The following is a 5,895-nucleotide window of genomic DNA, read 5'->3' as shown; positions in this document are numbered from 1 at the left end:
CGCCGCGCAGATGACGATGGCGGCGATGAGCGAGATCAGCATCAGCAGCCAGCCCGGCAGGCCGGAATCGCCCAGGGCGGAAACCACGGTCCAGCTGACCATGGCCCCCACCATGAGCACCTCGCCGTGAGCGAAGTTGATGAGATTAATGATGCCGTAGACCATCGTGTAGCCCAGTGCCACGAGCGCGTACATGCTGCCCAGCACCAGACCATTGATGATCTGCTGAAGAAAAATATCCATCCGAGGGATCTCCTGCTGCTTACTGCCGGCGCATGGCTGGCGCCTGTTTTTCGGCTCGTTCGGGTCGCGGCCGGGCGGGGGATACGCACGGGCCATGCCGGCCCCCATTGGTGAACGGGCCCGGCTGCCGAAAAACGGCGGATTGTAGGTGTGCACTCCCGCCCAAATGCTCGGGAGTTGCCCTCGCGCCGCCAGTCAAGCGAAGAAAGCTTCGCTTACATCAAGAGTGTTCAACGGTCGCCATCTTCGCGCGCGGCGGCGTCCAGGCGGCGCAGTTCGGCGAGTTTGTCGCCTATCTTGATTTCCAGCCCCCGCGGCGCCGGCTCGTAGAAGCGCTCGTCCACGCCGTCCGGCAGGTAGCGCTCGCCGGCCGCGTAGCCGCCGGCCTCGTCGTGCGCATAGCGGTAGTCGCGCCCGTGGTCGAGTTGCTTCATGAGCGCAGTGGGTGCATTGCGCAGGTGCAGCGGCACCGGTCGGGTGCCGTCGCGCTTCACGAAGGCGCGCACCGCGTTCCAGCCCTTGTAGACGGCGTTGGACTTCGGCGCCACGGCCAAATACACCGCGGCCTCGGCCAGCGCCAGCTCGCCTTCGGGCGAGCCCAGGCGCTCGTAGGTTTCGGCCGCATCCAAGGCCAGGCGCAGCGCGCGCGGGTCGGCCAGGCCGATGTCCTCGGCGGCCATGCGTATGAGGCGCCGCGCCACGTAGCGCGCGTCGGCCCCGCCGTCGAGCATGCGCGCCAGCCAGTACAGCGTGGCGTCGGGGTTGGAGCCGCGCACGGATTTGTGCAGCGCGGAAATGGCGTCGTAGAACTGGTCGCCACCCTTGTCGTAGCGGCGCAGTTGCTCGCCCAAGGTGCGCTCCAGCAGCGGCTCGTCCAGCTCCGGCGTGTCGCCGGCCAGGGCCACGAGGTTTTCAAAGGCGTTGAGCAGCCGCCGCGCGTCGCCGTCGGCATAGCCGACGAGCCGCGCCTGCGCCGCCTCGCTCATGGGCGGCGCGCCCAGCGCCTCGCGGCCACGGGCGATGAGCGCGCGCATGTCCTCGTCGGCCAGCGACTTGAGCACGTGCACCGTGGCGCGCGACAGCAGCGCGGCGTTGACTTCGAAACTGGGGTTTTCGGTGGTGGCGCCTATGAAGGTGAAGAGCCCCGCCTCGACGTGCGGCAGGAAGGCGTCCTGCTGCGCCTTGTTGAAGCGGTGCACCTCGTCCACGAACACCACCGCCGCGCGCCCCTGGCCTTGCGCCGCGCGGGCGCGCTCCACGGCCTCGCGGATTTCCTTGACGCCTCCGAGCACCGCCGAGATGACGATGAACTCCGCGTCGAAGGCCTGGGCCATGAGCCGCGCCAGCGTCGTCTTGCCCACGCCCGGCGGGCCCCACAGGATCATGGAATGCAGCCGCCCCGTCTCGAACGCGCGCCGCAGCGGCTTGCCGGGGCCCAGCAGGTGCTGCTGGCCTATGACTTCATCGAGGCTGTGCGGCCGCAGCCGCTCGGCCAGCGGCGCCTGCACCGGGGCAGCGCCTCCAGCCGGGGACGACGGTTGGGCGGGCGCGAACAAGCTTTCCTGGGCATCCATGGCTTGATTGTCTCAGCCGCACTGTTGACATCACGGTCACGGGGCCGACACGCGCCTTGCGTACCATCGCCGGCCTTTGCCCCCGGCCAGCCCACCTGCCCTCCCGTGAACAAGACCCGACGATCTGCCGCCGCGCGCGCGGCGCGCGCCCTGGCGCTGGCCCTGCCCGCACTGCTGCCCGGCTGGGCCGGCGCCCAACAGGACACCGGCGCCGACGCGCTGCCGGACTGGGACGCCCGCTTCCAGAGCACCTACGTCTGGCAGCGCAAGCCCGCCCTGCGCTCGCCCTACGCCGGCGAGCACAGCCTGCACGCCGAACGAGAGCGCAGCCACAGCTTCACCGCCACCGCGGCGCTGGGCTGGCGCGCCTGGCGCGGCGGCGAGCTGTGGCTCAACCCCGAAGTGGCCGCCGGCGTGCCGCTGTCCGAGCTCACGGGTTTAGGAGGCTTCACCAACGGCGAGATGGCGCGCAGCTCCGGCCCCAATCCGCGCATCTACCGTGCCCGGCTGTTCCTGCGCCAGACCGTGGACCTGGGCGGCGAGGCCGACAGCGTCGAAGGCGGCGTCAATCAACTGCCCCTGGCCACCACGCGGCGGCGGCTGAGCTTCATGGTGGGCAACTACGCGGTGACGGACCTGTTCGATGCCAACGCCTACAGCCACGACCCGCGCACGCAGTTCCTGAACTGGTCGCTGGTCACGCACGGCGCCTGGGACTTCGCCGCCGATGCGCGCGGCTACACCTGGGGCGCGGCCGTGGAGGCTCGCGACGGCGCCTGGGCGCTGCGCGCCGGCCACTTTGCCCAACCCAAGGAACCCAACGGCCAGGCGCTGGATGGGCGCCTGGGCGCGCACTACGGCGACCAGATCGAGCTGGAGCACGGCCACGAGTGGGCCGGCCAGCCCGGCGCGCTGCGGCTGCTGGCCTTCCGCAACCGCGCCCGCATGGCGCGCTACGACGACGCGCTGGCCCTGGCCCGCGCCGGCGGCACCGTGCCGGACCTGGCCGCCGCGCGCGACGGCGAGCAGACCAAGCGCGGCCTGGGCCTGGCGCTAGAGCAGCAACTGCACCCCGACGTGGGCCTCTTCGCCCGCGCCAGCGCCAGCGACGGCGCCACCGAGACCTATGCCTTCACGGAAATAGACCGCTCGCTGTCGGCCGGCGTGCTGGTGCGCGGCACCTCGTGGGGACGCGGCCAGGACAGGCTGGGCCTGGCCCTGGCGCACAACGGCCTCTCGGCCGCGCACCGCGACTACCTGGCCGCCGGCGGCCTGGGCTTCTTCCTGGGGGACGGGCGGCTGCGCTACGGCACCGAGCGCGTGCTGGAGGCCTTCTACAACCTGCAGCTCGCGCCCCAGGCCACGCTTGGGCTGGATTGGCAGCGCATCGCCAACCCCGGCTACAACGCCGACCGCGGGCCGGCCCGCTTCGTAGGCCTGCGGCTGCACCTGGAGCTTTGAGCCGGCGCGGCCGCCGGCCCGCCTCAGAAGCGCCAGCCCGCGCCCACGCGCAGCACGTCCTGCGCCTCGAAGTTCTGCTTGGGGTCCCAGGCGGCGCGCAGGAACCAGCGCGGGAAGTCCAGCGTCGCGGTGAAGCCGGTGGCGCGGATGAACGTGCCGTCCTCCATCTGCCCCTGCTTGCGCAGCAGGTCCAGCGTCAGGCGCCGGCCTTGCGGCAGCGGCCACTGGCCGGTGAGGTGCACATGCTGCTGCCCGGTGTGCAGCCGGTCGTCGCGCACCACCGTCACGCCCAGGGCGCGGCCGTCCTCGCCCTTCCAGCCCACCACGACCGTGAGCGCGTCGTTGGGATCGAAGTTGAGGTTTTGGTAAGGCTTGAGGTTGGTGCGCCCAATGCCGGCCTGCACGTAAAAGCGCTCGCCCGCCTGCAGCGCAAGGCTGCCGCCGACGAAACCGCGCGTGGCCACCTGCAGCGAGGGCAGCAGCGACAGCGGCACGGGCAGCGCGTCGCCCCCCAGGTGCCAGACGCCGTCCCAGCCCGCGCGGGCCTGGTTGCCGAAGTCGCGGTCGCGGTAGGCGCCGATCCAGGCGCTGCTGTCCTCGCGGCGCCAGCGCAGGTTGACGTCCAGCCCGTCCGGGCCGCCATGCACCCCGTGGCGAGTGGCGGTGAACTTGAAGGGCAGCGGGTGATCGTCCTGCGCCACCGGCGTCTGCGCCGCGGCCAGGGCGGCGAAGAGTGCCAGCGCCGCCCCCGCGCCTGCGCGCCAAAGGCACAAGGGGCGAAAGCGGCGTGGCGTGCTCATGGCCTCAGGGGTGGCCGCCCATGAGCACGGGCTTGATGCCCTTCTTCTCCTCGCGCCGCGCCATCCAGGCGTAGAGCGTGGGCAGCACCAGCAGCGTCAGCACCGTGGCCGAGACCAGGCCGCCGATCACCACCACCGCCAGCGGGCGCTGCGTCTCCGCGCCGATGGCGTGCGACAGCGCCATGGGGAACAGGCCCAGCATGGCCAGCAGCGCCGTCATCAGCACCGTGCGCAGCCGCGTGAGGCTGCCCTGCAGCACCGCCTCGGTCAGGCCCATGCCTTGCGCGCGCAACTGGTTGTAGTAGGTCACCATCACCACGCCGTTGAGCACGGCCTGCCCAAAGAGCGCGATGAAGCCGATGGCCGCCGACACCGACAGCGGAATGCCCGTGATCGCCAGCGCCAGGATGCCGCCGATCAACGCGAACGGGATGTTGGCCACGATCAACAGCGCGTTGTTGAACGATTTGAAGGCATCGAACAGCAGCAGGAAGATGACCAGGATGGACAGCGGCACCACCCACGACAGCCGCTTCATGGCGCGCTGCTGGTTCTCGAACTCGCCGGACCAGACAATGTCGTAGCCCGCCGGGAGTTGAAGCTCCTTGGCGGAGGCCGCCTGCAGGTCCGCCACCACCGAGCCCATGTCGCGGCCACGGATGAAGATGCCCACCGCCGCCACGCGCTGCCCGTTCTCGCGGGCGATGTTCATCGCGCCGCTGGCCTGGCTGATGTGCGCGAGCTGCGACAGCGGAATCTGCGCCCCCGAGGGCGAGGTCACCAGCAGCCGGCCCAGCGCGTCGATGCTGCGGTACTGCGGCGCCAGGCGCACCGTCACGGCGAAGTGGCGCTCGCCCTCCCACAGGTCGGACGTGGCCTTGCCCGCCAGCGCGGTTTCGATCACGTCCTGCACGTCGCCCACGTTGATGCCGTAGCGGGCGGCGGCGTCGCGGTCGATGTCGATCTTGACCTGCGGCAGCTGGCCCTCGCGGTCGATGAAGGCGCGGCTCACGCCCTGGGTGCGCCGGGCCAGCGTCACCATCTTGGTGGCCAGCTCGCGCAGCTTGTCCAGGTCGTCGCCCTTGATCTTGATGACCACCTGGCCGTCGATCTGCGAAATGCTTTCCAGCACGTTGTCGCGGATCGGCTGTGAGAAGGCCGTCTCCAGCCCGGGCAGGTCGTTCAGGGCCGTGTCCATGGCCTCGATGATCTTTTCCTTGTTCATGCCCGCGCGCCACTGCCCCTCCGGCTTGAAGCCGACGAAGGCTTCCAGGCCGTTGAAGATCTTGGGGTCGGTGCCGTCGTCCGGGCGGCCCACCTTGGTGACCACGGTGGAGACCTCAGGCACGGTGCGCAGCGTGTCGCGCACGCGCCGGGCCATCTGCTGCGCCTCGGTGGGCGACACCGAGGGCGGCAGCGTGGTGTTGACCCACACCGTGCCCTCGTCGAGCTCCGGCAGGAACTCCGAGCCCAGCAGCGAGCCCACCACGCCCGCGCCGGCCAGCGCCGCCACGGCCACCAGCAGCACGGCCTTGGGCCGGTGCAGCGCCCATTCCAGCGCCGGGGTGTAAAGCTTCTTGCACCCCCTTACGAGCGCGTTGTCCTCGTGCGGCACCTGCTTCTTGAGCAGCAGCAGGCACAGCAGCGGCACCAGCGAGAGCGCCAGCACCAGCGAGCCCACCAGCGCCGAGGTCACGCTCCACGCCATGGGCGAGAAGATGCGGCCCTCGTGGCGCTGCAACGTGAAGATGGGCAAATGGGCCGCGATGATGATGACCATGGAGAACAGGGTCGGACGGCCCACCTCTATGGTCGCG

The 5,895-nt window shown here is 70.7% G+C and carries 5 protein-coding genes; 1 reads left to right on the top strand and 4 read right to left on the bottom strand.

Translation table 11 applies throughout. The features are described from left to right. Positions 1-243, bottom strand: a 243-nt coding sequence (locus SM757_RS34355) for an ABC transporter permease subunit (RefSeq protein ID WP_407655829.1), incomplete at its 3' end; no start/stop codon positions are given. A gap of 230 nt (positions 244-473) precedes the next feature. Beyond that, positions 474-1,817, bottom strand: a complete 1,344-nt coding sequence (locus SM757_RS34350) for a replication-associated recombination protein A (RefSeq protein WP_322468767.1) — start codon at positions 1,815-1,817, stop codon at positions 474-476. Positions 1,818-1,922: 105 nt separating this feature from the next. On the opposite strand from SM757_RS34350, the gene SM757_RS34345 reads away from it, so the two are divergent. Next, positions 1,923-3,278, top strand: coding sequence for a carbohydrate porin (locus tag SM757_RS34345; RefSeq protein ID WP_322468766.1), 1,356 nt, complete (start codon positions 1,923-1,925; stop codon positions 3,276-3,278). Positions 3,279-3,301: 23 nt separating this feature from the next. Here SM757_RS34345 and SM757_RS34340 read toward each other — a convergent pair whose 3' ends face one another. Continuing rightward, a complete protein-coding gene (locus SM757_RS34340; RefSeq protein ID WP_322468765.1) occupies positions 3,302-4,078 on the bottom strand; it encodes a hypothetical protein in 777 nt (258 codons plus the stop codon). A gap of 4 nt (positions 4,079-4,082) precedes the next feature. Next, positions 4,083-5,895: efflux RND transporter permease subunit (locus SM757_RS34335; protein ID WP_322468764.1), on the bottom strand; the 1,813-nt coding region annotated here is incomplete at its 5' end.

It is taken from the genome of Azohydromonas lata (assembly GCF_034427735.1).
GTDB lineage: Bacteria > Pseudomonadota > Gammaproteobacteria > Burkholderiales > Burkholderiaceae_C > Azohydromonas > Azohydromonas lata.
Note: the sequence above shows the minus strand (reverse complement) of the source record. Positions and strands in the feature narration are given on the sequence as shown.